Source organism: Marinobacter sp. (assembly GCF_048266785.1).
Classification (GTDB): domain Bacteria; phylum Pseudomonadota; class Gammaproteobacteria; order Pseudomonadales; family Oleiphilaceae; genus Marinobacter.
In genome coordinates, this window is sequence record NZ_JBLWYX010000001.1 from 618051 (window position 1) to 643036 (window position 24986).

The 24986-nt window shown below is 56.5% G+C and carries 21 protein-coding genes and 1 tRNA gene; 13 read left to right on the forward strand and 9 right to left on the reverse strand.

Features of this window, described 5'->3' with window-relative positions; translation table 11 throughout:
* Positions 1-35 precede the first annotated feature (35 nt).
* On the reverse strand, positions 36-1055 hold the full coding sequence (locus tag ACN0V1_RS02920; protein ID WP_417543542.1) for a LysM peptidoglycan-binding domain-containing protein: 1020 nt from the start codon (positions 1053-1055) through the stop codon (positions 36-38).
* Between the two features lie 401 nt (positions 1056-1456).
* On the opposite strand from ACN0V1_RS02920, the gene def reads away from it, so the two are divergent.
* The 9 genes from def (at position 1457) to ACN0V1_RS02965 (ending at position 10141) form a co-directional block, all read left to right on the forward strand.
* Positions 1457-1960 carry a peptide deformylase gene (gene def, locus ACN0V1_RS02925; RefSeq protein WP_417543543.1) on the forward strand — a complete coding sequence of 168 codons (504 nt, stop codon included), beginning with the start codon at positions 1457-1459 and terminating at the stop codon, positions 1958-1960.
* Between the two features lie 108 nt (positions 1961-2068).
* The gene (gene fmt / locus ACN0V1_RS02930) at positions 2069-3004 is read left to right on the forward strand and encodes a methionyl-tRNA formyltransferase (protein ID WP_417543544.1); all 936 of its coding nucleotides are present in this window, start codon (positions 2069-2071) and stop codon (positions 3002-3004) included.
* A gap of 1 nt (position 3005) precedes the next feature.
* Positions 3006-4307 (forward strand): 16S rRNA (cytosine(967)-C(5))-methyltransferase RsmB, encoded by a 1302-nt coding sequence (gene rsmB, locus ACN0V1_RS02935; RefSeq protein ID WP_417543545.1) that lies wholly within the window; start codon positions 3006-3008, stop codon positions 4305-4307.
* On the forward strand, positions 4304-5677 hold the full coding sequence (trkA, locus tag ACN0V1_RS02940; protein ID WP_417543546.1) for a Trk system potassium transporter TrkA: 1374 nt from the start codon (positions 4304-4306) through the stop codon (positions 5675-5677). Before rsmB ends, trkA begins: the two co-directional genes overlap by 4 nt.
* A 202-nt stretch (positions 5678-5879) precedes the next feature.
* Entirely contained in the window at positions 5880-6890 is a 1011-nt protein-coding gene (glyQ, locus tag ACN0V1_RS02945) for a glycine--tRNA ligase subunit alpha (protein WP_417543646.1), read from the forward strand.
* 2 nt (positions 6891-6892) lie between these two features.
* A complete protein-coding gene (gene glyS, locus ACN0V1_RS02950) occupies positions 6893-8974 on the forward strand; it encodes a glycine--tRNA ligase subunit beta (protein ID WP_417543547.1) in 2082 nt (693 codons plus the stop codon).
* A 3-nt stretch (positions 8975-8977) separates the two neighbouring features.
* On the forward strand, positions 8978-9547 hold the full coding sequence (gene gmhB, locus ACN0V1_RS02955) for a D-glycero-beta-D-manno-heptose 1,7-bisphosphate 7-phosphatase (RefSeq protein ID WP_417543548.1): 570 nt from the start codon (positions 8978-8980) through the stop codon (positions 9545-9547).
* Between the two features lie 24 nt (positions 9548-9571).
* Positions 9572-9648: transfer RNA gene (locus ACN0V1_RS02960), tRNA-Pro, on the forward strand.
* Positions 9649-9793: 145 nt separating this feature from the next.
* The gene (locus ACN0V1_RS02965) at positions 9794-10141 is read left to right on the forward strand and encodes a RidA family protein (protein WP_144777297.1); all 348 of its coding nucleotides are present in this window, start codon (positions 9794-9796) and stop codon (positions 10139-10141) included.
* Here ACN0V1_RS02965 and ACN0V1_RS02970 read toward each other — a convergent pair.
* The 4 genes from ACN0V1_RS02970 to ACN0V1_RS02985 all read right to left on the reverse strand — a co-directional run bounded on the left by ACN0V1_RS02970 (position 10138) and on the right by ACN0V1_RS02985 (position 16690).
* Positions 10138-11256 (reverse strand): ABC transporter permease, encoded by a 1119-nt coding sequence (locus ACN0V1_RS02970; protein ID WP_417543647.1) that lies wholly within the window; start codon positions 11254-11256, stop codon positions 10138-10140. The two genes, ACN0V1_RS02965 and ACN0V1_RS02970, sit on opposite strands and share 4 nt — an antisense overlap.
* Positions 11257-11258: 2 nt before the next feature.
* Positions 11259-14024, reverse strand: coding sequence for a ribosome-associated ATPase/putative transporter RbbA (rbbA, locus tag ACN0V1_RS02975; protein WP_417543549.1), 2766 nt, complete (start codon positions 14022-14024; stop codon positions 11259-11261).
* On the reverse strand, positions 14017-15015 hold the full coding sequence (locus tag ACN0V1_RS02980; protein WP_144777298.1) for an HlyD family secretion protein: 999 nt from the start codon (positions 15013-15015) through the stop codon (positions 14017-14019). The genes rbbA and ACN0V1_RS02980 overlap by 8 nt, the downstream gene beginning before the upstream one ends.
* 109 nt (positions 15016-15124) lie before the next feature.
* The gene (locus ACN0V1_RS02985; RefSeq protein ID WP_417543550.1) at positions 15125-16690 is read right to left on the reverse strand and encodes a phospholipase D family protein; all 1566 of its coding nucleotides are present in this window, start codon (positions 16688-16690) and stop codon (positions 15125-15127) included.
* A 166-nt stretch (positions 16691-16856) separates the two neighbouring features.
* Here ACN0V1_RS02985 and ACN0V1_RS02990 point away from each other — a divergent pair, with 166 nt between their 5' ends.
* The 3 genes from ACN0V1_RS02990 (at position 16857) to ACN0V1_RS03000 (ending at position 19679) form a co-directional block, all read left to right on the forward strand.
* Positions 16857-17405 carry a rhodanese-like domain-containing protein gene (locus tag ACN0V1_RS02990; protein WP_246123426.1) on the forward strand — a complete coding sequence of 183 codons (549 nt, stop codon included), beginning with the start codon at positions 16857-16859 and terminating at the stop codon, positions 17403-17405.
* 61 nt (positions 17406-17466) lie between these two features.
* Positions 17467-19077, forward strand: a complete 1611-nt coding sequence (locus tag ACN0V1_RS02995) for a tetrathionate reductase family octaheme c-type cytochrome (protein ID WP_417543551.1) — start codon at positions 17467-17469, stop codon at positions 19075-19077.
* On the forward strand, positions 19074-19679 hold the full coding sequence (locus ACN0V1_RS03000; protein WP_417543552.1) for a cytochrome b/b6 domain-containing protein: 606 nt from the start codon (positions 19074-19076) through the stop codon (positions 19677-19679). The genes ACN0V1_RS02995 and ACN0V1_RS03000 overlap by 4 nt, the downstream gene beginning before the upstream one ends.
* Positions 19680-19769: 90 nt before the next feature.
* On the opposite strand, the gene ACN0V1_RS03005 is transcribed toward ACN0V1_RS03000, so the two are convergent.
* Both ACN0V1_RS03005 and ACN0V1_RS03010 read right to left on the reverse strand, forming a co-directional pair.
* Positions 19770-20210: a hypothetical protein gene (locus tag ACN0V1_RS03005; RefSeq protein ID WP_417543553.1), complete on the reverse strand. Its 441-nt coding sequence runs from the start codon at positions 20208-20210 to the stop codon at positions 19770-19772.
* Between the two features lie 84 nt (positions 20211-20294).
* A complete protein-coding gene (locus tag ACN0V1_RS03010; protein ID WP_281288103.1) occupies positions 20295-20417 on the reverse strand; it encodes a hypothetical protein in 123 nt (40 codons plus the stop codon).
* Positions 20418-20545: 128 nt separating this feature from the next.
* Here ACN0V1_RS03010 and ACN0V1_RS03015 point away from each other — a divergent pair, with 128 nt between their 5' ends.
* The gene (locus tag ACN0V1_RS03015; RefSeq protein ID WP_417543554.1) at positions 20546-20917 is read left to right on the forward strand and encodes a VOC family protein; all 372 of its coding nucleotides are present in this window, start codon (positions 20546-20548) and stop codon (positions 20915-20917) included.
* Positions 20918-20945: 28 nt separating this feature from the next.
* Here the strand turns inward: ACN0V1_RS03015 and ACN0V1_RS03020 are convergent, their stop codons facing one another.
* Positions 20946-23210 (reverse strand): helicase C-terminal domain-containing protein, encoded by a 2265-nt coding sequence (locus ACN0V1_RS03020; protein WP_417543555.1) that lies wholly within the window; start codon positions 23208-23210, stop codon positions 20946-20948.
* Positions 23207-24901: a VRR-NUC domain-containing protein gene (locus tag ACN0V1_RS03025; protein WP_417543556.1), complete on the reverse strand. Its 1695-nt coding sequence runs from the start codon at positions 24899-24901 to the stop codon at positions 23207-23209. The genes ACN0V1_RS03020 and ACN0V1_RS03025 overlap by 4 nt, the downstream gene beginning before the upstream one ends.
* Positions 24902-24986: the final 85 nt, after the last annotated feature.

The window sequence follows — 24986 nt, forward strand, 5'->3', positions numbered from 1 at the left end:
TTCCTGGCCCGGCTTTTGATTAACCGATTATGAGATCAGGGGTTGGTAACCTTGTCGCCAACCGACAGCGCACGAGTCGCCTGCAGTATCAGGCCGTAGCTCATCTTTTCATAAACCTGGAATACCATAAGCAGGCCGGCTCGCTCGGAGGGCAGCTCGATGGTCTCATCGGTGATGGGGTCCCGCACCAGATTGCCACTTTTCAGAATGGCCATCACGTTGCCGGCTTCCAGACCTTCGCGACTGCCTCGGTTAATGGCAACCACGTTGTACTGACCAATCTGTGTGACACCGCCATCTACCGATATCATTTTGCCTTCGATCTGCTGTTCTGGGGAGCTGGGCACAAAGTTGGTGGTCAGGCGACGATCTTCACTGACCAGCAAACGGTCCCCAATGCGCACCTCTTCACTGGAGCGTGTCAGATCCAGAGTTAGCACATCACCGTTTTCGGCTGCGATGTTACCGCGAGCGATGCTGCGTGCTTCCAGGCCGAGAAACTCTCCAGTATCCGGATCAACAAACTCCTTACTGCGGCGGAATACACCTACCTTGTCGGCCGGCTTCTCACCGCGGGCATAGACACGGTCGCCCGCTCCGGTCAGGATGCGGCCGTCTTTGCCTTCCAGCACATAGGGTGCCTCGTTGATCAAATCCGGGCTGACGATCCGGGTATCTGTCAGGAAGCTGCTGATGGCGTCCAGAGGGATTGCAGGAATCGGTGTATCAATCTGCTCGGAACGCACCTGCGGTGACAGTTTCACAATGCCGTTGTTGGACGATACCTTGGTGATCCGGGGTTTGCCGTCAATATAGACCAGAGCAAGACGATCACCCGGATAGATCAGGTGAGGGTTGGCGACCTGCGGGTTAACGTGCCAGATTTCGGGCCAATACCATGGATTACTCAGAAAACGTCCGGAAATGTCCCAGAGAGTGTCACCTTTTACAACAGTGTAACGCTCAGGATGATCAGACCGCAGTTCTGGTGCAGCGTGAGCCCAGGAGGTTAATAGCAGCATTGTGGCTGCCAGAGCGTACAGCAGTTTCCTCATTATCTAAGTCCTTGATCGCGTGCCTTGATTCTGTGAATTCTGGTAAGGATGCAGCCAGTTGTCTGCAGCTTATTACGTTGTTATGCAAGTTACTATAGAAGAAGTCTCGCAAATTGTGATGTTATGTTTTGTTCTTCCAGTAAATTCTATGCCATTTGCAAAAGATTTTAACTATTGCCTGATCAGTTTGTACTCAATCGGCGAATTGTTGGATAATGTACCTAAAGGTGCATGGCGCTAATCATATTAATGCGAGAGGAACAATTTGCGCAGTACGCTGTCGCATTTCAGAGATCGCTTTCACACGGTTACAAAAGACAACGTTAAAAGTCAGGCAAAGCCATAAGGAATGCCAGTCAGAAACCCTGGCGTTCGTCATACAGGCCAAAAGTACGAGCACTATGATACTAGATATTCTCGAATACCCGGACCCACGTCTGCGCACCATCGCCAAGCCGGTTGATGAACTGACGGACGCCGACCTTACGCTGATCGACGACATGTTCGAGACCATGTACGATGCGCCCGGCATTGGTTTGGCCGCGACACAGGTCAACGTGCACAAGCAGATCATCGTTATGGACCTGTCCGACGACAAGACTGAACCGAGGGTGTTTATCAACCCAAAGGTTGAGGTTCTGGATGGCGAGCGCGAAGCCATGCAGGAAGGCTGCCTCTCGGTACCCGGTTTTTATGAAGACGTCGAGCGGATAGAGCACTGCATCATTCGTGCGCTGGATCGTGACGGAAAGCCCTTTGAAATCGAAGCCCGGGGCCTACTGGCGGTTTGCATCCAGCACGAAATGGATCACCTGAACGGCAAATTATTTGTCGACTACCTCAGCAACCTCAAGCGCAACCGCATTCGCAAGAAGCTGGAAAAGCTTCAAAAACAAAGTGCGTAAATGGGGCCTGAGAAATGTGCCTGAAGCGAGTATAAGTAGTTTGTAAAACGTACTGGACCGGGCCTTGGCCCGGTCTTTTCGTATTCAACGAAACAGAGACCCAACACCGTGCGACTCGTTTTTGCCGGCACTCCGGATTTTGCAGCAACCGCCCTGAGAGCGCTGCTGGGCACCCACCACTCCATCGTGGGCGTATACTCCCAGCCGGACCGGCCAGCAGGCCGTGGCCGCAAACTGCAGCCCAGCCCCGTTAAACAGGTTGCTCTGGACAACGGCATCCCGGTATTCCAGCCGGAAAGCCTGAAAGCCCCGAGTGCACAGCAAGAACTCGCAGATCTCCAGCCGGATGTCATGATCGTTGCCGCCTACGGACTGATTCTGCCGGAAGCGGTTTTGAGCATTCCTGACCACGGCTGCCTCAACATTCACGCCTCTCTTTTACCGCGCTGGCGTGGTGCGGCGCCTATCCAGCGCGCCATTGCCGCCGGCGATAAAGAAACCGGCATTACCATCATGCAGATGGATAAAGGCCTGGATACCGGCGACATGCTGCTGAAATCCCGGACCACCATAGATGCAAACGATACGGGCGGCAGCCTTCATGATCGCCTCGCCGAGTTGGGTGGCCAGGCCATTGTAGAAGCACTGGATCTGCTGGAAAAGGGTGAGCTCCAAGGCGAAGCTCAGGATGACGAACAGGCCTGTTACGCTCGCAAACTCTCCAAGGAAGAAGGTCATATCGACTGGTCACAGGATGCCCCTGCCATCGAGCGCCTGATTCGCGCCTTCAACCCCTGGCCCGGCACCTTCACCGATTTGGAACAGCAGCGCCTGAGGATCCACGAGGCCACTGCCCTCGATGAGAACAGTCAGAAGCCCGCCGGCACAGTGATACAGCGTGAACGGGACGGTATCGATATTGCCTGCGGTACCGGCGCCCTGCGCATCACCCATTTGCAGCTGCCAGGGTCACGCGCCCAGAGCGTGAATGACCTGATTAACGGCGGCAAACAACTGCTTTTACCCGGCCAGGAGCTGCACTGATATGGGCGACTATAATCAGCCCATGCGCGCCATTGCGGCCGATGTTCTTTTGGCAGTGGAAAACGGCGAGTCTTTGTCCCAGTGCCTGCCTCCGGCCCTGCAACGCCTTGCCCTCAACGAGCGCCCGGTGCTTCAGGCGCTTTGCTATGGCACATGTCGCTGGTTTCATCGCCTCGACAGTGAGCTGGGCAGCCGGTTGAAAAAGCCAATAAAGAAACCGGATCGCATTGTTCATCACCTTATGCTGATCGCGCTGTTTCAGCTACGCTTCAGCCAGCAGGCAACCTACGCCATTCTCAATGAAACCGTGGAGGCCTGCCGAGCTCTCGACAAGCCTCACCTCACCGGTCTGGTAAATGCTGTTTTGCGGGCTGCCGAGCGCGAAGGGGCTCCGGAGCCGCAAAATGACGTCAGCCGCTTCAGCCACCCCGTCTGGATGGTGGAAAAACTGCGCCATAACTGGCCCGACAACTGGCAGCAGATTCTTGAGGCGAATAACGCCCAGGCGCCCATGACACTGAGAGTGAACGCCCTGCGCTTTAGCCGCGACGAGTATCTGGCGCTGTTGAATGACGCCGGTATTGAGGCGACCGCCACCCGCTTTGCGCCTCAGGGTATACAGCTTGCCAGGCCGGTGCAGGTTGATCAGCTACCCTGGTTTGCCGATGGCGCTGTCAGCGTTCAGGATGAAGCCGCGCAGCTTTGCACCACGTTGCTGGATCTGGCGCCGGGGCAGCGGGTTCTGGACGCATGCGCAGCACCAGGCGGAAAAACCTGTGCCATTCTCGAAAGCCAGGCAGAACTGGCTGAAGTGGTTGCCATCGACGAATCGGCTGCGCGCCTGCCCCGGGTTCAGGAAAACCTCGACCGCCTGGATTTACACGCCAGCCTGCTGCAGGTAGATGCCGCCGACATTGAACAGTGGTGGGATGGCCAGGCGTTCGATCGTATTCTGCTGGATGTTCCCTGCAGCGCCAGCGGCGTTATCCGTCGCCACCCGGACATCAAACTGTTGCGCCGGGAAACCGACGTTGTGCCACTGGCCGCTATACAGCTCGGACTGCTGGAAGCCATGTGGACTGTACTCAAACCGCGCGGGCGCCTGGTCTACGCAACGTGTTCCGTGTTCCCCCAGGAAAACCACCGTATAATCCAGAGGTTTCTTAAACAACAGAGCTGCGCCGCGCTTATTGAGCCAGAGGTTCAGTGGGGGTGCGATATGGGCGCGGGGCGACAACTTCTTCCCGATCCAATCAGCCATGACGGCTTTTTCTATGCCGTACTGGAGAAACCTGAACTATGAAGATCCTGATCCTCGGTGCCGGCCAGGTAGGCGGCACGCTGGCTGAAAATCTGGCCAGCGAAGCCAACGATATAACGGTCATCGACACAGACGCGATAAGGCTGCGTGAGCTGCAGGATCGCCTCGATATTCGCACGGTGCAGGGCAACGCCTCCTACCCGTCTGTTTTGCGACAGGCAGATGCGGATGACGCCGACATGCTGATCGCTGTCACCAACAGCGACGAAACCAACATGGTCGCCTGTCAGGTTGCCAGTATCCTGTTCAGCACGCCCACCAAAATCAGCCGAGTGCGGGCCAGCGCCTATCTCTCCAGCAACGAGCTCTTTGGCAAGGGCGGTTTTCCAATTGACGTCATGATCAGCCCGGAGCACCTGGTTACTCGACACATCACACGGCTGATCGAGTACCCGGGCGCCCTGCAGGTGCTGGAGTTCTCCAAGGGCCTGGTCCGGCTGGCGGCAATTCGTGCCACAGAAGGCGGCCCGCTGGTTGGTCGCGAGCTGTCCTATCTGAGCACTCACATGCCCAAGATTGAGACCCGGGTTGCTGCCATTTTCCGTAAAGACCGGGCCATTATGCCTAAGGGCGACACGGTGCTTGAAGACGGCGACGAAGTGTTTTTTATCGCCGGCGCCGATCACATCCGCTCGGTTATGAGCGAGCTGCAACCTCTGGTCAAAAACTACAAGCGTATTTTTATCTGCGGCGGCGGCAACATAGGCCAGCGCCTGGCCCACACTCTGGAAAACCGCTATCAGGTAAAGCTGCTTGAGCGGAACCATGAACGCTGTGTGCTGCTCTCCGAAAATCTGCGCAAGACGGTCGTGCTTGAAGGCAATGCGGCTGACAAAGACATACTGCTGGAAGAAAACATCGAAAATACCGATGTGTTCTGCGCCGTGACCAACGATGACGAAGCCAATATCATGGCGTCGTTGCTGGCCAAGCGCCTGGGCGCCCGCAAGGTATTTACCCTGATCAACAACCCGGACTACGTAGATCTGATTCAGGGGGGCGAAATAGATGTGGCGATTTCCCCCCAGCAGTCCACCATCGGCAGCCTGCTTACTCATGTGCGCCGGGGCGACGTTGTAAACGTTCACTCACTGCGCAGAGGCGCTGCTGAGGCTATTGAGGCCATCGCCCACGGCGATCATAAATCCTCCAAGGTGATTGGCAGACGACTTGATGAAATCAACCTGCCGCAAGGCGCGACCATCGGTGCGATTGTCCGCCACAACGAAGTACTGATCGCCCACGACCACCTGCGGGTGCAACCGGATGATCACGTGATCCTGTTCCTGGTAGACAAATCCCGGGTGCGGGAGGTTGAAAAGCTCTTCTCCGTGGGGCTCACGTTCTTCTAGTTCAAAATCAAGAGCATGAAGACTACTTAGAAATACGGGTTTGGCGCGCGTATAATGCGCCTTTTTTCGCAATGCCCCTCTTGCGAGCGGCTCGAAAGCTCACTCGAAGAACAGCCCAGAGAGTGTCTTGGAATTAACGGGGCGCTACACACAGACTGACCAGCAGGCATCCGCAGTGACAAACAAGGCGACAGACAAGGCAATAAACAGCAAGAATTCGGACACCAGGACCTTTCAGGGCCTGATTCTGACCCTGCAAAACTTCTGGGCGAAGCACGGCTGCGTGGTACTTCAGCCCCTGGACATGGAAGTGGGCGCCGGTACCTTTCACCCGGCTACCTTCCTGCGGGCCATCGGGCCGGAAACCTGGAATGCTGCGTATGTGCAGCCGAGCCGCCGCCCCACCGACGGTCGTTACGGCGAAAACCCGAACCGCCTGCAGCACTACTATCAGTTTCAGGTGGTACTCAAGCCATCGCCGGATAACCTTCAGGAACTCTATCTTGACTCGCTGAGAGCCCTGGGGCTTGACCCGCTGGTACACGATATCCGCTTTGTGGAAGACAACTGGGAATCGCCCACGCTGGGCGCCTGGGGTCTGGGCTGGGAAATCTGGCTGAACGGAATGGAAGTCACCCAGTTTACCTACTTCCAGCAGGTGGGCGGCCTTGAATGCTACCCGGTTACCGGCGAGCTCACATACGGTCTCGAGCGCATCGCCATGTACTTGCAAGGCGTCGACAGCGTTTACGACCTGGTCTGGACCGAAGGCCCTGACGGTGTCGTCACCTACGGTGACGTGTTCCACCAGCAGGAAGTGGAAATGTCCGCGTACAACTTTGAGTACGCAGATGTCGAGTTCCTGTTCCAAAGCTTTGATGTCCACGAACGTGAAAGTGCCCGGCTGATCGAAGCGGGTCTGGCCCTGCCTGCGTACGAGCAGGTTCTGAAGGCCTCTCACACCTTCAATTTGCTGGACGCCCGCCACGCTATATCGGTCACCGAGCGTCAGCGCTTTATCCTGCGTGTACGCACTCTGGCCCGGGCCGTCGCCCAGGCGTACTTCGACAGCCGGCGCAAACTCGGCTTCCCGTTAGCCCCGGAGGCCCTGCGCAAAGAAGTGCTGGCCCTAGCCGAAGCGGCCGATAACAAGGCCAACGGCAAGAAAGGTAAAAAAGCGAAGCAGGAACAACAGGCAGAGGGAAACGCATAATCATGGCAAAGCAGGATTTTCTGGTCGAACTGGGCGTTGAAGAACTGCCCTCGAAAGCACTCAAGCCACTGTCTGAAGCGTTCACTCAGGGTATTACCAAGGGCCTGGAAGATGCCGGTATCGCATTTGGCAAGGTAGAAGCCTTCGCCGCGCCGCGCCGTCTGGCCGTTCGCATTCGCAACCTGGCTGATGCCCAGCCGGACAAACCGGTTGAAAAGCGGGGCCCGGCCGTCAAAGCCGCCTTCGATGATTCCGGCAACCCGACCCGAGCCCTTACCGGTTTTGCCACGTCTCTGGGCATAACCCCGGATCAGCTCGACACTCTGGAAACTGATAAAGGTGCCTGGTTGGTCTATCGCACCGTTGAGCAGGGCAAACCAACGGTCGATCTGATGTCCGGACTGGTTGAGCAGTCGCTGGCGTCACTGCCAATTCCCAAGCGTATGCGCTGGGGCGCCCACCGCACGGAGTTTGTCCGGCCTGTGCACTGGCTGGTTATGCTGTTCGGTAACAAGATCATTGATGCGCCCATCATGGGGCTGACTCCCGGCAACAAAACCCGGGGCCATCGTTTCCATTGCCCGAAAGCACTGATCATTCCAACACCTGCGGATTACGAAGTTGTCCTCGAGCAGGAAGGTTATGTCATTGCCGATTTCGCCAAGCGCCGCGAGCAGATCCGTTTTGGTGTCAGCACCCTTGCTGAAACCGAGGCCGGCGCTAAAGCAATCATCAGTGAAGATCTTCTGGACGAAGTCACCGGCCTGAACGAATGGCCGGTGCCGCTGATGGGCCGTTTCGACAAGCGGTTCCTGGCAGTCCCTGCAGAAGCTCTGATTTCCTCCATGGCGGAACACCAGAAATACTTCCACGTGGTGGGTGCCGATGGCGCAATGCTGCCTCTGTTTATTACCGTCGCCAACATTGAGAGCAAAGACCCTTCTCAGGTTGTCTCCGGTAACGAGAAAGTGATTCGCCCACGCCTTGCTGACGCTGCGTTCTTCTACGAAACAGACTCCAAAATCCGCTTGGAAGACCGTATCGAACGGCTAAAGCCGATTGTCTTTCAGGAAAAGCTCGGCAGCGTTTACGACAAAGCCGTTCGCGTAGCCGCGCTGGCCAGGAAAATTGCCGCAGCGATTGGCAGCGATCCAGCCCTGGCCGAGCGTGCCGCCATGCTGGCCAAGACCGACCTGGTCACTGAGATGGTGCTGGAGTTCAGCGACCTTCAAGGCATCATGGGCCAGTACTACGCAGCCGACGACGGCGAGCCAACCGATGTCGCAAAGGCCATGAACGAGCAGTACATGCCGCGCTTTGCCAAAGACAGTCTGCCCACCACGCTCACAAGCTGTGCCCTCGCCATCGCAGATCGCCTGGATTCACTGGTCGGGCTGTTCGGCATTGGCCAGCCACCATCGGGCACACGAGACCCATTTGCGCTACGTCGTGCTTCTCTGGGCGTACTGCGCATCATCATCGAACGGGAGCTGCCGCTTGATCTGCAAACCTGTTGCGAGTGGGCGGAAGAAAATTTCACCGGGCTGACCGAAGAGAATACCGCCTCCAGCGTTGTTGATTACATGCTGGACCGGTTCCGTGCTTACTACGATGAGCGCGGCATTGGCGCCGAAGTGTACTTGGCTGTTCACGCTCGTCGCCCGACCCGTCCACTGGACTTCGATCGCCGGGTGAAGGCCGTGGAAGCCTTCCGCCAACTGCCAGAAGCACTGGCTCTTGCCGGCGCCAACAAGCGGGTTTCCAACATCTTGTCCAAGCAGGCAGGAGAACACGTAGGCGAAACCGTCGACAGCAACCTTCTGCAGGATACGGCCGAGAAAACTCTGGCAACACAGGTAGACCAGCAAGCCGAGAAGGTGCTGCCACTGTTTGAGCAAGGCAACTACGCCAGCGCGCTGCAGTCGCTGGCAAGCCTGCAGGAGCCGGTAGACAGCTTCTTCAACGAAGTCATGGTGATGGCAGACGACGAAGCTGTGCGGAACAACCGCCTTGCGCTATTGAACCGCCTGCACAACCTGTTCTTGCGCGTTGCAGATATCTCACTGCTGCCCGCCGCTGGCTGACCGATGCTGATCATCCTCGACAGGGACGGGGTCATCAACGAGTACGATGGCGATTACATATGCTCTGTTGATGAGTGGCAACCCATTCCCGGCAGTATTGAGGCGGTGGCGCGGCTTTGCAAAGCCGGCCACCGGATTGCCATTGCCACCAATCAGTCTGGTATCGCCAGAGGTTTCTACAGCACCGACGTGCTGGGTGCCATGCACGACAAACTGGAACGATTGCTGGAAGCTCAGGGCGGTCGTATCGACTTTATCGCCTACTGTCCGCACCATCCGGACGACGGTTGCCGTTGTCGCAAGCCACTCACCGGCTTGCTGGAACAAATCCGCGATCATCTCCATCTCGACACTCTGAACGGCGCCATTATGGTCGGCGACAGCCGCAAGGATCTGGAAGCCGGTTTTGCTGAACGCTGCCAGCCCGTGCTGGTCCGAACCGGCAACGGCAAGGACACCGAACACCACCTGAAAACCCGCCCGATTCCCGGCGCCAGGGTGGCGATATACGACAATCTCAGTGCATTTGCGGATGCCTTTTTATCAGGCCCTGGGCTGGTAAAAAACAAGTGATTCCGTATAATACCGGCGGTTGATCGGCGTGTGGCGCAGCTTGGTAGCGCACTTCGTTCGGGACGAAGGGGTCGCAGGTTCGAATCCTGCCACGCCGACCAGAATTCAACGACTTAGGGCGCATCTTCGGATGGGCCCTTTTTCGTTTCTGGTTGGGTACGCCTTTGGCACACAAACCCGGTATTCTGGAGTTTGATGAGTTGCGACTAACGAAAAATTCCTTCCACTTTCATTAAGGCGACATCCATGGCTATAGAACGCATTTCAACCAGCAGCCGCATGAGCAAAATCGTAAAGCACAATGGCACGGCTTATCTGTGTGGACAGGTTGCCAAGGACAGGCATGGCGACATTCATGCTCAAGTAACCGGCATGCTGGAAAAAGTAGATGAGCTTCTGGAGAGCATTGGGTCAGGCCGCGACAAGATCCTGTCCGCGACGATTTACCTTGCGGATATGTCTGACTTCAAAGCTTTAAACGACGTATGGGATAACTGGGTACCCCAAGGGGAGGCCCCGGCACGGGCCTGTGTGCAGGCTCAGATGGCATCACCGGAGCTGCTGGTAGAAATCTCGGTCGTTGCCGCCTGTTAAACCGCCAGATGCCGGCGGAACAAAGCCAGCGCTGTGCTGAAGACCACTACACCGATACCGGCCAGCGCCAGCATTTGCGGCCACACCACGTCCAGTCCTGCACCCCGATACAGTATGGCCTGAGCCATACTCACGAAATGTGTAGTGGGTGCCGCCAGCATAATATTCTGTACCAGATCCGGCATGCTTTCTCTTGGCGTAATACCGCCAGAAAGCAGTTGCAGCGGTAGAATGGTGAGGATCAGCAGCAAGCCAAACTGCGGCATGGTGCGCGCCACCGTGCCAATCAGGATACCGATCGCAGTGGTGGAAAACAGATGAATCAAAGTGCCGAACAGGAACAATAAAACCGAACCCTGCACGGGCACGGCAAGCACGTCCTGGATCACAATAGTGATGGCCAGAGTCGCCGCCAGCATAACCACCAGACCATTCGCCCAGACCTTGGCAGCCATAATTTCAAAGGGCCTTACAGGCATCACCATAAGGTGCTCTACCGTGCCATGTTCGCGCTCACGGATCAGCGCGGCGCCGGTCAGGATAATACTGATCAGGGTAATCTGTGTAATCAGCTCCATAACGCCGCCAAACCAGGTGCCGTCAAGATTCGGATTAAAGCTGACCCGGGTAACCAGTTTCACCGGAAGCTCGCTTGCGGAGCTTCCGGTCTCCAAATATTCCGCCACTTCCGTGGTAATGATCTGCTCGATGTAGCTGGCGCCGATGAACGCCTGTGTCATCCGTGTGGCGTCAATATCCAGTTGCAGGCTGGAGACTTTTCCACTGCGCACGTCCCGCTCAAAGCCTTCCGGAATGATCAGGGCAAAGGTATGAGTACCCTGGTCCAGCAGCTCGTCAACCTGATCAAAAGCAACGAGATCAGGCTCCAGAAACCAGGGCTCTTGCAGTGAATCTATAACGTGGCCGGACAGCGCTGTCTGATCTTCATCCACCACCGCCACAGGCGCATTGTGCAGTTCCATGGAGCCTGCAGAACCGGCGGTATAGATAATCAGCGTGAAAGCCAGCAACACAAAGATCAGCAAAACCTTGTCATGCCACACGCTGCGCAGCTCTTTAACACCGAGGTTCCAGATAGTTCCGAGAGATTCCATCATCAGCGCCCCTGTTTCCGGAGTAAGGCCACGGCCAAAAACGTAAGCACGGGAATAAACGCCGCCAGTATCAGGAAGGCATGTTGCAGATCACCAAAGGCCAGCCCTTTGGTAAACACACCCCGAGAGATCTCCAGAAACCAGGTGGCGGGCCAGAACTGGCCAATGATCGCAGCAGCACCTTCCAACGCAGATACGGGTTCAGTGACGCCGGAAAACTGCACCGTCGGCAGGATCGTAATAATGGCGGTAGCCGCCAGTGCAGCAATCTGTGTAGAAGCGAAAGCCGAGATTACCTGGCCCAGGGCAGTCGTCGCCGTAACAAAGAGCAGGGCGCCGAGAGTCAAAGTCAGCACACCGCCCTTGATGGGTACGTCGAACAGGAATATTGCCAGCAAAACCAGGCTCGCATAGCTCACCATACTGAACCCGATGTAGGGCAGTTGCTTGCCCAGAAGAAATTCCAGCCGGGATACCGGGGTAACATACAGGTTGGTGATGGAGCCCAGCTCTTTCTCTCGCACAATGCCCAGAGCCATGAGAATCGCCGGAATAAAGATCAACAGAATGGGGATAACCGCAGGCACCATGGCATCCAGGCTGCGGAACTCCTGATTATACCGATAGCGGGTTTTTATGGAGACCAGGCTCAGATCCGGCACAGTGCCATAAGTGCGCAGAATCAGGTCCTCAAAATAACTTAGATGCAGGCCCTGAATGTAGCCAAGAATGGTCTCGCCACGAAACGGCATGGCGCCATCTATCCAGACAGCTATCTCTGTGGGCCGGCCACTTTTGAGATCCTTGCCAAACTCCGGGGGGAATGCGAGCGCCAGACTGAGCTCGCCGGATATCATGCGTTGTTCCAGCTCAGCCATGGTTGCAATCGCAGGTTGCTCCACGAAATACCGTGAACCAGAAACCGCCGTGATGTAATCCTGGCTCTGGGGGCTCTGGTCCTGATCCAGAACGGCAAAAGAGAGATCTTCCACATCCAGGGTAATACCATAGCCCAGGATCATCATCAGCAGTGCCGAGCCAACGAAGGCAAAAGCCATGCGAATAGGATCGCGCAGCAACTCCCGGGACTCACGGTGAGCGTAGGCCAGCAGCCGCCTCAGGCTGAAGGCACCGTGGCGCTGGGGCGATGAGCTATCTGCGCTCAGAACTGTACCGTCACCACGGCTCTGCGGCTCTTTGTCCACTGCCTCAAGGGTCTTCATGAATGCGGTTTCAAGGTTTTCAGCCTGAGCGTCCCGGACCAACGCCGCAGGCGTATCGCAGGCCAGCACTTCGCCGGCATGCATGAGGGAAATCCTGTCGCAACGCTCACCTTCGTTCATGAAGTGAGTAGAGATAAAAATGGTTACGCCGTCCTCCCTGGACAGGCGCAGCAACAGCTTCCAGAAGCGGTTTCGGGCACCGGGGTCGACTCCGGAAGTGGGCTCGTCAAGAATCAAGAGTTCCGGTGAATGCACCACCGCGACGGCCAGAGACAGACGCTGGCGGACCCCCAAAGGCAGATTGCCGGCGAATTCCTCCATCACATCCGCAAGACCAAAATCCTGAGTGAGTTCATCCAGCCTGGGCTCAATACGCTCCGGCGGCAGGTGGAACAGGCGGGCGTGCAGCTCCAGGTTCTGGCGCACGGTCAACTCGCTATAGAGCGAGAACGACTGGGACATATAACCAACACGCTGGCGCGTAGTCAGATCTCTGGCATCCAGTGGCGAGCCGAACAGCGAAACCTCGCCCTCGGAAGGTGTCAGCAGGCCCGTGAGCATTTTCATGGTGGTGGTCTTGCCGCAACCGTTGGAGCCCAGGAAGCCGAAAATCTCGCCTTTAGGAATGGTAAAGCTGACGTTTTTCACCGCCGTGAAATCGCCAAAACGCAGAGTCAGGTTGTGCGCTTCTATGGCCGGCACATCATTCGAAAAAACCGCATTCCTGACCAGTTGTGACTCACTGCCTCCCCCGGATACGGGTTCCTGACGATCGTCTGGCAACAGGGCAATAAATGCATCATCCAGGGTTTTTGTAGCCGTTTTCTGCTTCAACTCCGCTGGGGACCCGGTTGCAAGAATGGCGCCGTCGTCCATCGCAACCAACCAGTCATAGCGCTCGGCTTCTTCCATATAAGCCGTAGCCACCAGCACGCTCATGGACGGCTGCTGTTGGCGAATGGTGTCAATCAGATCCCAGAAACGCTGCCGCGAGAGCGGATCCACCCCGGTGGTGGGCTCGTCAAGAATCAGCAGCTCCGGGTTGTGGATAAGTGCACAACACAACCCCAGCTTCTGCTTCATGCCTCCGGAGAGTTTGCCCGCTGGCCGGTTGCGGAAATCCAGCAGCCCGGTGGCATCCAGTAAACGGTCAACCTGTTCGGTTCTGGCCGCACCGGTAAGACCAAACAGATCGGCAAAAAAACCAATGTTCTCGTCGACCGTGAGCGTATGGTAAAGATTGCCCCCAAGACCCTGGGGCATATAGGCAATGCGCGGTGATACCTCTCTTCGAAACCGGGAATCGGCCATATCGCCACCCAGTACCTGCAAGGTGCCTTGCTGCAGTTTTCGGGCACCGGCCACCAGCCCCAGCAGTGTGGATTTACCTACACCATCCGGACCAATCAACCCGACCATACAACCGGCCGGCAAGTTCAGGTTGATGTCCCGCAAGGCCTCGCGCCCGCCATAGATATGGCTGACGGCCTCCAGCCGCGCCACACACTGCATATCATCCATACCCGGGTTCTGCATCTCAGCCATTGGGCAAAGTCACCTGCAGATTTTCTGGCCAGGGTTTGCTTTCATCCAGGCGCACGTAGGCGTCTCCCGGCACACCGGTTTTTACCCTGTCGCGGTAGGCTTTCAGTAATTCCGGATCAATGCGAATGCGCACTCGGAACATGAGCTTTTCACGTTCGCTGCGGGTTTCCACTGCCTTGGGGGTAAACTGGGCTTCGGCAGCAACAAAACTGACTTCCGCCGGCACCACGTAATCGGGCAGAGCATCCAGAATAATGCGGGCTTCGGATCCAACCCGCACCTTGCCGGCCTGCGCGGTGGGCAGAAAAATGGTGAGGTACACATCAGTAACATCAATTACCGTTGCGACCTTGCCTCCGGCCGCCAACACCTCACCAGGCTCGGCCAGGCGGTACAGCACCCGCCCACCAATCGGGCTGATAAGGTGGCTGTCATCAATGGTGGTCTGAACCTTACGAATGCTGGCTTTCGCGGCTTCAATGCCCGCGCCCGCCGACGCCACCTGAACCTTGGATGCCTGCAACGCTGCTTCACCGGTTTCTGCAGTAGTACGGGCACGGTCAAGCTGCTCACGCGAGACATGACCTTTGTCCACCAAAGATTCCATCCGGCTTAATTCAGCCCGGGCCAGCCGGAGTTCACTTTCACGCTGAACAACAATCGCTTCGGCCAGATTCTGGGCTTCTACCGCCTGGTTCAGGTTAGCCTGAGCCGCAGCCATGGTTGCCTGCAGTTCGTCGGTATCCATTTCAGCCACCGCACTGCCGGCGTCAATCAGGTCGCCCTCAGCCACAAAAAAACTCTGCAGCCGGCCTGGAATCCGGGTGGCAATGTCTACCTGAGTAGCCTCTATACGGCCATTCCCAGAGGCAATATGTTCCGGAAGCCTGTCGCTATCCGGCACAAATTGCCAAGCGACTATGGCAATCGCGGCGATAACAACAAGAGTGATGAGAAGCTTCTGGCGAACTTTGGAGTGTGAACCGGACATTGTTCTTCCCTGGTGCAGGCGTGAGTTATTGCAGTCAAAATTAGGTTGCTACTAGTATAACAACAGATTTTTGTGTCGCACTGACGCGCGTCAAGAGGGCACGCGATGTCTACAGCAAATGCTCGATAGGCAAAAACGAGAAAAGCGAAACCAGCATACGTTTAAACGGCCCGGTTCCCGGATCGTTGCTGTGCCGAATCACTTCCTCACCATTGCGCTCAATCCACTGCAAATCGCCACCGTCGTCCAGCACCACTTCATACGCGGTTATCAGGGCTTGTTCTTCGAAATGGCTTTCCATCACCTGGGCCAGCTCCGGGCTTTCAATAACAAAGCCCAGCTCAGTGTTGATATGAACCGAGCGGGGGTCGAAGTTAAACGAACCCACGAACAGGTTCTCGCCATCAACCGCAAAGGTCTTGGCGTGGAGACTGGAGGAAGAGCTTCCCATCAGGTTGTCTTGTAATTGACGCTCCACAGATTCCTTTCCAGGTAACTTGCGAAGCTCAAACAGCTGCACGCCTGCTTCCAGCAGCGGCTTGCGGTACTTCGCGTAACCGGCGTGCACCATGGCTACGTCGTTGGCTTCCAGGGAGTTGGTCAGCACACGCACGTGAACCCCTTTACGTTCCAGGCCACGGAATATTTCAACACCGGCTTTGGTGGGAATAAAATAGGGTGACACCAGCGTCACCGAGCGTTCGGGGCTCCCCATGGCTTCTGCCAGTTGCCGGCTCATTAATCCGTTCTTTGGTTTTTTTCCCAGCACCTTGGCGGGATCGTCGCTGACCATGGAGACCGGTGCCCAAGTAAACTCCAGGTTGCCCGCCAGCAGGTTTCTCAGAAACTCTGAGTCGGCCACCGCACAGACATACCTGCTCGCCTCTGAGCTGGTATTGCATTCTCTCGCTGTCTCAACAACCCGTGCGAGATCCGTCTCTGATGGCTCCGGCAGAATGGTCGCAGCAGGGTATGACGAGGCACTTGACCAATAGCGATCAAAATCATCAGAAAGTTCACTCACCACCGGTCCGATAACCAATACATCAAGATCCGCAAACAGCGCACCCTCACCGGCTCCGAAATACTCATCAGCAACGTTGCGCCCGCCGATGATGGTTGCCTGGTTATCAGCAGTGAATGATTTGTTGTGCATGCGGTGATTCAGGCGCGAGAAGCTGGTTATGTAGCCGATCCACTTGGGGCTGCGCACCACAAACGGATTGAACAGGCGTACTTCTATATTCGGGTGAGTATCGAGCGCTGCGAGCGGTTGATCCAGCCCTGAGATGCCGTTGTCATCCAGCAAAAGGCGAACACGAACACCTCGCTCCGCCGCCCGATAAAGTACATCAAGCAACATGGTGCCGGTGATGTCGTATTGCCAGATGTAGTACTGCACATCCAAAGTAGCGTCGGCGCCTTCAGCCAACAACGCCCGCGCCGCGAACGCATCGTGGGCGTTTTCAAGCAGCACAATCCCGCTCTCGGTTGGGTGTGCCTCTATCAGCGGAACAATCGCGCTTCCTAGCCGTGTGTCTGCTGTTTTTTCAGCAGGCACCGCCCAGCTCTCGGTGCGATCAGCCATAGAAGGTAAAGCGCATCCGCTTATGGTCAGCAGAGCAGCCAGAACGGAGACCACGCCCGGGTAACGTCGCTTGAGCCAGTTCGACAATTGAGTTACTCCCACTGATCAGATGACTAATTGTAGCAGCTCATCTGTTGCTATTTTGACCTTAGTCAAACTAGAACTTATAAACTTATGCCGAATATTGGGGCTTCCACCTCTCAGGGGTATGGTCGAAGCTACACCTCGCTCTACCTCGACCTCCGGAGAAAAAATGATGAAGCTCTTATTGGCCACATTTCTCATTACCTTCGGGCTGAGCTTTCAGGCGTCGGCAGGCGAAGCTCTGTCCCTGACCGCCCAGGAAACTTACGACCTGGTTAAGAAGCAGGGCGACCAGATGCTGTTCGTTGATGTGCGGGATCCGGTAGAAATCATGTTTATCGGTTTCACCGACGCCGTTGACACGAACATTCCGTTCAAGCTCGCCGACCGAAGCAAATTTCTCGCAGACAAAGGCCGATTTGCCATGAACCCCAACCCGGACTTTGCGGCCAGTGTTGAGCAGGCCCTGAAGGATAAACGGCTGAACAAGGATGCCCTGATTGTCACCATGTGCCGCTCCGGCTCCACCCGCGGCAAACCCAGCGCAGACTATCTGCTGGACCACGGCTTCAGCAACGTGAAATACATTGATCATGGCTTTCAGGGTAGTGGCTCAAAAGAGGGCAAAAAGGCCGGCATGAGGATTGTGAACGGCTGGCAAAACGAGGGCTTGCCCTGGTCCATGAAGCTTAATCCGGAAAAAATATACCAGCCCTGACAACCGCTGTGCTGGCAGGGCACGGGCGATTCCTTAATCTGATAAAAATAGGGAGGACGTCATGGCCAAGCTGACAAAGGCTCACACAGCCACATACTTGGTGATAAGCATACTGGCAGTCCTGCTGATGCTGGTTGGTTCCCCCGGAATGGCGGCGGTTGAGCGCGCCCCCGCCACCGCCGATCATAGCAAATTCAAATCCCTCAAAGGCCCATTTGAATCCGCCAGCCAGGTAACCGAAGCCTGCCTGAGGTGTCACACCGAGGCGGCCGGGCAAATCAAGGCAACCACCCACTGGACCTGGCTCTACCAGCACGAAGAAACCGGGCAAACGCTGGGTAAAAACAAGGTTATCAACTCCTTCTGCGGTATGGCTGTCACCAATGAGCCCCGGTGTACTTCCTGTCACGTAGGTTATGGCTGGAAGGACATGAATCAGCCGCCGCCAGAAGCCGATTCTGCCGTCGATTGCCTGGTGTGCCACGACACAACCGGCGATTACTGGAAGTTCCCCACACTCGCAGGCGACCCGACCTATGTGCCCCGGGAATGGCCTAAAGGCAGCGGCAAGATGGTCCAGCCGCCGGATCTACCTGACATAGCCCAGAACGTAGGTGCCACTGGCCGCGCTAACTGCGGCAGCTGCCACTTCTACGGCGGCGGTGGCGACGGTGTAAAACACGGCGATCTCGACTCTTCACTGGTGTCGCCCGCCCGTTCCCTCGACGTACACATGTCCCCCGATGGCGGCAATTTCAGTTGTTCCGACTGCCATTCAACCTGGGGTCACAGTGTTTCCGGCAGCCGCTATCAGGTGAACGCGAAAGATACCCTGGGCATTGATATCCCCGGCCACACCGATCTCAGCCGCGCGAGCTGCGAGTCTTGCCATGGCGGTGAACCACATGGCAGGGAAAAGCTGAACGATCACGTGAACAAGCTGGCGTGTCAGACCTGCCACGTACCCTCTTTTGCCCGGGGTGGCGTGCCAACCAAGATGTGGTGGGACTGGTCCACCGCTGGCAAGCTTGACGAGAACAGCAAACCGGTCGCCACATACGATGATGCGGGCCACGTGAGCTACTTGAGCGAAAAGGGCGATTTCCGCCACGGTGAAAATGTGGTTCCATACTACGCCTGGTTTGATGGCACCGTTGAGTACACGATGGTCGATGAACAATTCGACATCGATAACCCGCCGCTGGAGATCAACCGGCTGGATGGCGAACCAAACGACCCAGGCTCACGCATCTGGCCGTTCAAGCTGATGCGCGGCAAACAACCTTTCGATACCGAACACAAAACACTCCTGGCCACTCACGTATTCGGTGCTGATGATTCGTCGCTCTGGAGCAACTACGACTGGCCCAAGGCCCTGAAATTCGCCAGCGACATGTCGGGCATGCCGTTCAGTGGCAACTTCGACTTCATGGAAACCAAAATGTACTGGCCGATTACCCACATGGTTCCGCCTGCAGACCAGGCCCTGCGTTGCGGCTCCTGCCATTCGGGAGAAAGTCGCCTGGCGGGTATTGGTGGTATCTACATGCCAGGACATAGCGGCAACCTCTGGCTGGATCGCATTGGCTGGCTGGCGGTGGCACTGACCCTGGCCGGAGTGGTGCTCCACGGCCTTGCTCGCGTGGTATTCAGAAGGAGGAAGCAATCATGAGCCGGGTACTGATCTTCAAACGCTTTGAACGTTTCTGGCACTGGTTTCAGGCCTTGCTGATTTTCAGCCTGCTGATCACCGGCTTTGAAATACACGGCAGCTATTCATTGCTGGGTTTTGGTGACGCTACGCGGCTGCATACCATCGCGGCCTGGTCACTGATCGTGCTCTGGCTGTTTGCAATTTTCTGGCACATAACCACCGGCGAATGGCGCCAGTATGTGCCCACCCGAGACGGACTGTTTGCGGTGGTGCATTACTACCTGATTGGCACCTTTACCGGTGCTGAACACCCTTATCGCAAAACCAGTAAAGCCAAGCACAACCCGCTGCAGCGGCTGGCCTACCTGTTCTTCAAACTGGTGATCTCACCCATCATATGGGTGAGTGGTCTGCTGTACCTGTTTTACAACGACTGGCCGGCCTTGCGTGCAGGGGCGTTAAACCTTGAGACCGTGGCACTGGTCCATACCGCTGCAGCCTTTGCCATGCTGGTTTTCATTATTGCTCATGTGTATATGACTACGATGGGACAAACCCTGACCAGCCACATCAAACCCATGGTGACCGGCTACGAGGATCTGGACGAACCTGCCGGATAATCCTGATAATTCGTGTTTGTGCTACCCACAAAAAGCCGGCCCTGTTCAAGGAGCCGGCTTTTTCATATCTCAGGGCTGTGTCAGGAAATCTCAGAAAGTGAAGGTCCGCATCGCAGGGTTCAGCATCTGGCCTGCCATTTCCGGAGGAGTTGCAACACCCACACCTTCAATCAGGTCGTTCTTGCTGTAGTCACTGTTTGGCAGGTACAGCGCACAAACGTTGGCAACACCACCCTTCTTCAGCAGGCCACGCAACATCTGGCCGGGGGTAAGGTCTTTCGGCTTCAGAGCGGGTGCTTCATAGCTTTTCAGAGCAAGATCACCCGCGTTGTCACACAGCAGAACGTTCACCTTGGCTCCCTGCTGAGCCATGGTGCTGGAAAGAACCATCGCCATACCCTGAGTTTGCAGGGAATCACTTGAAAGAATCACCAGTACTTCCTCAACCATTTTCGGATCTCCTGCGTGAGCGCTGATGGGGGCAACAGCAACTACGGACGCCGCGATAAGTGCCTTGAGTGATTTGATCATTTTGAAGTGCTCCTGTATCGGTTCATCGGTGGTATACATCCAGAATAGGCCGCCTGCCTGCTCTGTTCAGTGACAAAGTCACCTTTATGGCTCGATCTGGAAGACGACATGCTCTGCCATAAGCGCCACACCAACATCTTTGGTCTGGGGGACGTGAATGGCTGGCAAAGCCAGCACGGCGGTGATCCGGCGGGAACTTCTCGACACCCGTAGCGTCCGCTCGTTTGTAATGGACATGTTGAACGATACAGACGACAGTACGATTGTCAGTTTCGAAACGGTGAGCGACTTAAAATCAACTGCGCAGGCAAGAGCGCAAAACAGGAGAATAAAGCATGATTGGATACGTCACCATTGGTGTCAGTGATATGGAAAAAGCCAAGAAGTTCTATTCAGAGCTTCTGGGCGACATGGGCGCGAAGCTGCTGCTGGACCTGGGCCGCATCGCATTTATTGGTGAAAGCATGAAATCCCCGATGTTGGCTGTTTGCACACCGTTCGACGGCTCACCAAACCACCCCGGTAATGGCAACATGCTGGCGTTACAGCCAGGCTCAAAAGAGGCGGTTGATGCCCACTACCACAAAGCGATAGAGCTAGGTGCAACCTGTGACGGCGAGCCCGGGCAGCGTATTCCTGACCAGTTCTATGGCGCCTACGTGAAAGATCCAGACGGCAACAAGCTGGCGTTCTTCAAATTCGGCTGATGTAACCTTGCCAGACACCGGGGCCGCTTCAATCGGCGGCTCCGGTTCCGAACCACCACCCCGGTAATAACCTTCGAATCTGCGGCTGTAAAAAGCGGTCGTCTATCAGCCAGATCAACCCCCTGTCATCCGGCGTGCGAATCACCCGACCGGCAGCCTGGGCGACTTTCTGCAGTCCCGGAATCAGATAGGTATAGTCATAACCCGCGCCGAAGCGCTGCTGCAGGCGATGTTTCAGGATCTCATGCCAGGCATCAAACGGTGGCAGGCCCAAGGTAGCGACAAAGGCACCGATCAGTTGATCCCCCGGTAAATCGATCCCTTCACTGAACACCCCTCCCAGAACGGCAAAAGCCACGCTGCCAGATTCTTCGCGGAACCCTGCCAGAAACTCCCTTCGCTGCTGTGGACTCATTCCGGAGTGCTGGGAGCGCTGGGGGACATCCGGGGCGGTCTTGGCCAATGCTTCGCTTACCTCATTGAGATACTTGAAACTGCTGAAGAACGCCAGATAGTGCCCGGGGCGCTTGCGGTATTGCTGGGCAATCAGCGTAGCAATGGGAGGTACCGACGCTTCGCGATGGGCCTGACGGGTGCTGATCTTTGGCGTGAAGTTCACCTGCAACTGGTTGGCGCTGAAGGGGCTGGGCAGCGAAATAAACCGACTGTCCTCCGGCAATCCCAGAAGGTCCCGATAATAAACACCAGGGCTTAGAGTGGCGGAAAACAGCAATACCGAGGTGGCTGCCTGGAAGCGGTCCCGCAGGAAATCCGCGGGCACCAGGTTCTGGATGGTCAGGCTCGCACGGCCGCGGCCTTCGCGGCGGAATTCACACAGGGAATGGTCGCCAAAGGAGTCCGCCAGCTTCATAAACGCCACTGATTCAAACAGCACTTCCTGAAGTGCCAGATCCGGTGGGTTGTCTGCCAGAAAGTCCGTAAGCCCGGACACCAACCCCAACAGGCTGCCGGTAAGCGTTGAGGGCAGGCTGTCGAGAAACACCGGGCCATCGCTGTTATCTGATTGATCACGGATAACACCCTGCCAGGCTCGGGCCGCGCGGTCCAGATGCGGTTTCAGAGCTTTGGGTGCGTTTTTCCTCACTTTCAGCAGCCGCTGCTGGTCCAGCTGCACCGAATACATGCCGCGCCCGCGGTCCACCAGATTGTGCGCTTCATCCACGAGAACGGCGGTTTTCCAGTTGTTTTGTCGGGTAAGGCCATGGAGCAGGGCAGACTGATCAAACATCCGGTTCACATCCCCAATGATCAGATCACACCAGCGCGCCATTTCCTGCGCCAGAAAATAGGGGCAGATGCCGTGGCCGGCGGCGATCTTCGCCAATACCTCCTGCGTAAGCGTTGTGCCAGCCTGAGCAGCTTCGGCACGGGCGTCCGGCAGGCGATCAAAGAAGCCTTTGGCCAGCGGGCAGGAATCCCCATGGCAAGCTTTGTCCGGATGCTCGCAGGCGTCGGCCTTGGCCACCAATTCCAGAGTACGCAAGGGCCAGATCTGCGGTGCCTCCTGCGCGGCCCGTAAGCGCTCCACCGCGTCCACCGCCAGTTGTCGGGCGGTGTTTCGGCAGGTGAGATAGGCCAGGCGATCGTGCTCAGCTGCAGGCATAGCCATGAGTGCAGGAAACAGAGTGCCTAGGGTTTTACCCAAACCCGTGGGCGCTTCCAGCAGCAAGGTGCCGCCCTTTACCGCATTTTTATAAACGGTTTCGGCAAGCTGGCGCTGGCGGGGACGAAACTGTGCAAACGGAAAACGCAGCCCAGCGAGGCGAATATCACGCTGTTCCCGGTGGTGAGCTTCCTGCTCCGCCCAAAGCCGATAACGTTCACATAAAGTTTCCAGCTCTTGCCACAGTTCATCGGCGCGGGCAGTTTCGGTGACTGGCGTTTCCCGGTTTTTGCCAATATCAAAATACACCAACGCCAGCTTGAGGGTTTTTCGCTTTTCCTGGCGGCAGAGCAGGGCGCCGTAGGCCCGCAACTGAGCTCGGTGCAAAGCACGTTGATGGGGGCGGATACGGGACAAATCCCCACGGTGTGTTTTGATCTCTTCCAGCAGGCCGGAATGCGGGTTATAGACATCGGCTCGGCCATACAGCTCTAACCCAAAGCACTCACCGGTAAGTGAATACTCGCTTTTATAACCATATCCACGCTTTCCCTGAATGGTCTGGTGCCCCGCCACGCCCTCTTCGGCAGTGGGCGCCGGCGTGTAACGAAAGTCCAGATCGCCTTCCCGTGCGGCAAACTCACAGAGGGTTCTGACTGCAACCTTCACGGCGCTGCTCCGCTGTTTTGCCAACGCAGATAGCATACGCTGGCAGCAATGCCCTGATGGGCAAAGAAGTGCAGCCAACGAATTTGATGATCCTGTAGCCGATCGCCCGGGCCTTTTACTTCGATCATTTCGTAACGGGGCTTATTTCCCGGGATCTCCGGGTAAAATCTTATAAGATCGGGAAAACCACTGCGATGTTCGCGAATGTTCAATAAAAATCGCTCAAACAGAACCAGAAGGTCTGCTGCAGGAATGCAGTCTAGCGCCAGAGTCAGTAACTCGTCGTTCAGCACCGGCCAGGTCACAAAAGGATTGGTAATGCCCTGTTTGGCGGCGTAGGTATCCAGAATTTTCTTGCGATAGCTGCCATCGTTCAGCGCCGCAAAACATTGATCAAACGCCGCATGCCGGCGGCTGACAAAATCGTCCCGCACCAGATCCGCTGGCCCGGTGTGAAACGGATGAAAGAAAGCACCAGGTATAGCTTTGAATATCGTGTGCCAGCACAGTAAACCGAACAGGCTGTTGATCAGCGTGTTTTCCACATAGAGCACCGGCGCCTCGGGCGTGGAGAGGTGATCCCGAACGACCATCTCAACCGAGTCATCGGTTTGTGGCAGGGTCAGCGTAAACTCACGTATTTCCGGGTTCTCCGGCGCCGCCGGAACCGGCTCGCCCACTTTTTTTGCCAGCCGCTTCACAATGCGTGCCAGACCCTGAGCTTCGGCATCGCCAAGCTCTTCGCTACCCCACTGTTTGGCGATTGCCCAGGCTTCCTCATAACGCTTCATTCGCTCCAGCAGCCGCAGCTGTTTCAGCCGTGCCTCGCGATGGCCACTGGCTGCCAAGGACTGCAACGCCAGCTCACGTTCGCTCTGACGCTCCGCCTGCCGCCCAAGTTCAAGCAACAGGCGATCTCGGCGGCTGGTCAGCCAGGGGTTGTCCGTGGCTGCGGGAATATCAGCCCAAACCTCTGCAGCTGGCGCTCCAGCATCCAGGCTCTCGCGGCAGTGGTGCATGTCTAAATAGGCATCCACCTCGCTGCGTCGGGAAAAAGCCCGTGCTTCGGGGGTAAACTCAACCTGTTCATAGCGATGGCGACCCAGTTCCACCAACACGAAGTCTGTCCAGCTCTGGCGCAGGTTGCCGAAGAACATCAGGCGAGTGCGATCAAACAAAGGCATCTGGTCGACCCGCACTACGGACGCCATCTCTTGCTCGAACCAGTCCGTCAATGCGCGAGCACCGGTGAAGGTGTCCTGCAGGACTTCGAACATTCGGGCTTTGGGCAGGTTTTTGGCGAATCCCGCCTGGGCCAGAACCGGCGCAAACGCCGGGCGCAATTCGGCCAGGGTGAACAGGCGGAAGATATCGTTCAGAGCAAGCAACGGATCGGAATCCAGCCACCCATAGGCAATCAGCTCATCCAGTGCGCCGGCTTTCGGGCTTCCCAGCTCCGGATAATTCAACTTGTCAGCACGGAACAGGTCTCCGCTGCGCATCACCATGCGGGTTAACAGCGCTCGCGACGGGCGCGGCAACTCAAAAAAGCCGCGCAGGCAGGCACGCTCCGACTCCAGCAGCAGATCCGCGTGGTGATCAGCCACCCAGGCCACCACCGTTTCCATGTTTTCCAGGTAATACAGGGGGTTTTCGAGATCCGCCGTGGCGGGCCGGAGGTGCATACTCATAAAAGCAAAGGCAGACCTTACTGCTGAGGGTTATTCAGGCCACAACTCTACGATGGGTGGCGGCGCAGCTCAAATAGTGGGACAA

What these genes read in the sequence shown, in the direction of transcription:
- ACN0V1_RS02920 (WP_417543542.1), bottom strand. Translation starts at nt 1,055, where the DNA reads ATGAGGAAACTGCTGTACGCTCTGGCAGCCACAATGCTGCTATTAACC.
- def (WP_417543543.1), top strand. Translation starts at nt 1,457, where the DNA reads ATGATACTAGATATTCTCGAATACCCGGACCCACGTCTGCGCACCATC.
- rsmB (WP_417543545.1), top strand. Translation starts at nt 3,006, where the DNA reads ATGGGCGACTATAATCAGCCCATGCGCGCCATTGCGGCCGATGTTCTT.
- trkA (WP_417543546.1), top strand. Translation starts at nt 4,304, where the DNA reads ATGAAGATCCTGATCCTCGGTGCCGGCCAGGTAGGCGGCACGCTGGCT.
- glyS (WP_417543547.1), top strand. Translation starts at nt 6,893, where the DNA reads ATGGCAAAGCAGGATTTTCTGGTCGAACTGGGCGTTGAAGAACTGCCC.
- gmhB (WP_417543548.1), top strand. Translation starts at nt 8,978, where the DNA reads ATGCTGATCATCCTCGACAGGGACGGGGTCATCAACGAGTACGATGGC.
- ACN0V1_RS02965 (WP_144777297.1), top strand. Translation starts at nt 9,794, where the DNA reads ATGGCTATAGAACGCATTTCAACCAGCAGCCGCATGAGCAAAATCGTA.
- ACN0V1_RS02970 (WP_417543647.1), bottom strand. Translation starts at nt 11,256, where the DNA reads ATGGAATCTCTCGGAACTATCTGGAACCTCGGTGTTAAAGAGCTGCGC.
- rbbA (WP_417543549.1), bottom strand. Translation starts at nt 14,024, where the DNA reads ATGGCTGAGATGCAGAACCCGGGTATGGATGATATGCAGTGTGTGGCG.
- ACN0V1_RS02980 (WP_144777298.1), bottom strand. Translation starts at nt 15,015, where the DNA reads ATGTCCGGTTCACACTCCAAAGTTCGCCAGAAGCTTCTCATCACTCTT.
- ACN0V1_RS02990 (WP_246123426.1), top strand. Translation starts at nt 16,857, where the DNA reads ATGATGAAGCTCTTATTGGCCACATTTCTCATTACCTTCGGGCTGAGC.
- ACN0V1_RS02995 (WP_417543551.1), top strand. Translation starts at nt 17,467, where the DNA reads ATGGCCAAGCTGACAAAGGCTCACACAGCCACATACTTGGTGATAAGC.
- ACN0V1_RS03000 (WP_417543552.1), top strand. Translation starts at nt 19,074, where the DNA reads ATGAGCCGGGTACTGATCTTCAAACGCTTTGAACGTTTCTGGCACTGG.
- ACN0V1_RS03005 (WP_417543553.1), bottom strand. Translation starts at nt 20,210, where the DNA reads ATGATCAAATCACTCAAGGCACTTATCGCGGCGTCCGTAGTTGCTGTT.
- ACN0V1_RS03015 (WP_417543554.1), top strand. Translation starts at nt 20,546, where the DNA reads ATGATTGGATACGTCACCATTGGTGTCAGTGATATGGAAAAAGCCAAG.
- ACN0V1_RS03025 (WP_417543556.1), bottom strand. Translation starts at nt 24,901, where the DNA reads ATGAGTATGCACCTCCGGCCCGCCACGGCGGATCTCGAAAACCCCCTG.